Annotated in this window: 3 protein-coding genes; all 3 read left to right on the forward strand. The window is 33.1% G+C overall.

The window, feature by feature from the left end; all coding sequences use genetic code 11:
• Nucleotides 1-93 precede the first annotated feature (93 nt).
• The 3 genes from IEY42_RS21995 to IEY42_RS22005 all read left to right on the forward strand — a co-directional run bounded on the left by IEY42_RS21995 (nt 94) and on the right by IEY42_RS22005 (nt 1947).
• Nucleotides 94-588 carry a hypothetical protein gene (locus IEY42_RS21995; RefSeq protein WP_188927299.1) on the forward strand — a complete coding sequence of 165 codons (495 nt, stop codon included), beginning with the start codon at nt 94-96 and terminating at the stop codon, nt 586-588.
• A 34-nt stretch (nt 589-622) separates the two neighbouring features.
• Nucleotides 623-1399: a DUF2971 domain-containing protein gene (locus IEY42_RS22000; RefSeq protein ID WP_188927300.1), complete on the forward strand. Its 777-nt coding sequence runs from the start codon at nt 623-625 to the stop codon at nt 1397-1399.
• A gap of 128 nt (nt 1400-1527) precedes the next feature.
• Nucleotides 1528-1947 (forward strand): hypothetical protein, encoded by a 420-nt coding sequence (locus tag IEY42_RS22005; RefSeq protein ID WP_188927301.1) that lies wholly within the window; start codon nt 1528-1530, stop codon nt 1945-1947.
• The last annotated feature ends 36 nt before the right edge of the window (nt 1948-1983 follow it).

Below are 1983 nucleotides of genomic sequence, written 5' to 3' on the forward strand. Positions count from 1 at the left end.
TGGCGATTTTAGGAGCGAGATTTTCTTTGGTTAAAAGATTTAACAAAGCTTAATCCCGCCCTGGGGAAGGAACTTAGCGAAAAGCAGCTGGACATGCTAAAAGAACTCCTAAAAAAATTAAATAATAACGCCGAACTTTTACCTTTGCTTTCAGAAATGGTAATAACTAAAGATACTTTTGAAGGTAATTATATAATCTCAGCTAGAGGGGAAAACCTATCTTCACCATATAAAATTAGAGCAGTTGTTAACGGGGTCAGTAATAAAGTCTCTTTCTACTACGAAATACGATATTTTGGTGATAACTGGATTTTTGCTGAAAGATATACAATGGCAATTGACAGCTTTAAGACTGATACAGTAGTTGCAAGCTTTAACCGTGATAATTTTGGTCGTAATGTTTTTGAACAGACTATTTCCCCTATGAATTCAGAGTCTTGGGATTTGGCGTTGAAAGTGTCAAATTCAACTAGCTCGGCAATCAGATTTTATGGAAAACGTAATTCAGATAAGATTTTGAGCGAAATAGATAAGAAAGATATATCTAAAATGATCGAGTTACATAACTTATTGAATTTGATGAATTGAAAGCATATTTAAGATTTTTTATGAGGGTTTAGCTTTGATAGTATATAAATATGTCCCTTTTGATTCTGCTGAGAAAATTATAAGCCAATCCTCAATAGGTTTTAGTGGAATGCGTTTTCTTAATGACCCATTCGAAGGTGGTTATATTAATGCAGACGAACGTTTGCGTTCAAGGCTAAACTCAAAATATGCAGTGCTTTCTTTTACACGGCAACCCTTAAACTCTTTAATGTGGGCTCATTACGGTGACTCACATCAAGGTGTTGTGCTTGAGATAGATGCAGAGAAAGCGGGTTTATGTAATACAGATACATGTCTTATACCTGCTCAGTATGGTGATGTAATTTACACGTCTAATAAGCCTATTGAAGAGATAAGCCTGTCTTATTCAAATGATTTACGTAATTATTTAACGGCTATAAAATTCTCTCATGATTGTTATGAGTTTTACAAATTAGCTTTTCTACATAAATCTTTAGATTGGGCATATGAAGAGGAAGTTAGAGTTGTAAAAAGTATTGGCGGATACCCTGATGGAGAACAAGTTTTTGGTGAATATAATGTGGGTTCAGATGTATTTAATCGCACAAATATAGGAAGTAAGGATAAAGAAAGACCCTTGGATTGTCTAAATATTCGGCCAGAATCTATTGTTTCAGCTTATTTAGGGCTTCGTGTGAACCAAGAAAATAAGATGAAGGCCGTGCAGTGGGCTACGGATCTAAAAATTAAATTATATAAATGCGGTCTTGACTCAAAGTTGTGGAACTTGAAGGCAGAACCATATATTGTGAAAAATGAAGATTCTTAAATGGTTATGAACAATATGATGATAAAAGTAACTTATAATTATTTTATGCATCACAGTTAGATGTTTAAATTGCTTAAGCAGAGGTTTATGGATTTTTTAATATTTTATTTTTAAAAATGGAGAAGTGAATGGCTATGTCTATAGATTTGGAAGTTAGAAAGGTTTTAGATGACCACCTTTTAAAAATTGGTCATATTGAATCAGACGCGTTAAATAAAAGTCTAGATTTGATGAGGTTTGACTCTGAATTTGATTGTGCCCCAATTTATTTATCTGCTGGAGAGACTAGTATTATAAGTAAAATGCCAAAAGATAAAACATGGATTGAGTATTTTCTTGTGAAGTCGTCAGGAAGTTTTATTACAGCAGGTCTGGAAGTGAAATTATATCAGTATGGAACTTGGATAAAGACAGTACCTGAGAATGGTATCATTTTCAATGAAATGATATCGACCTTAATTGAAGATCATTTTCCTAAAAATATGAAGTTTAAACTAAAGGATAATAGTACGCTTACTATTCTTCATACACTGGACCTTAAGTATTAAGTCTGACATAAATCCCATCTAAGGTTATGTCTTCTT

Origin of the sequence: Shewanella algicola, assembly GCF_014648035.1 — a bacterium.
GTDB lineage: Bacteria > Pseudomonadota > Gammaproteobacteria > Enterobacterales > Shewanellaceae > Shewanella > Shewanella algicola.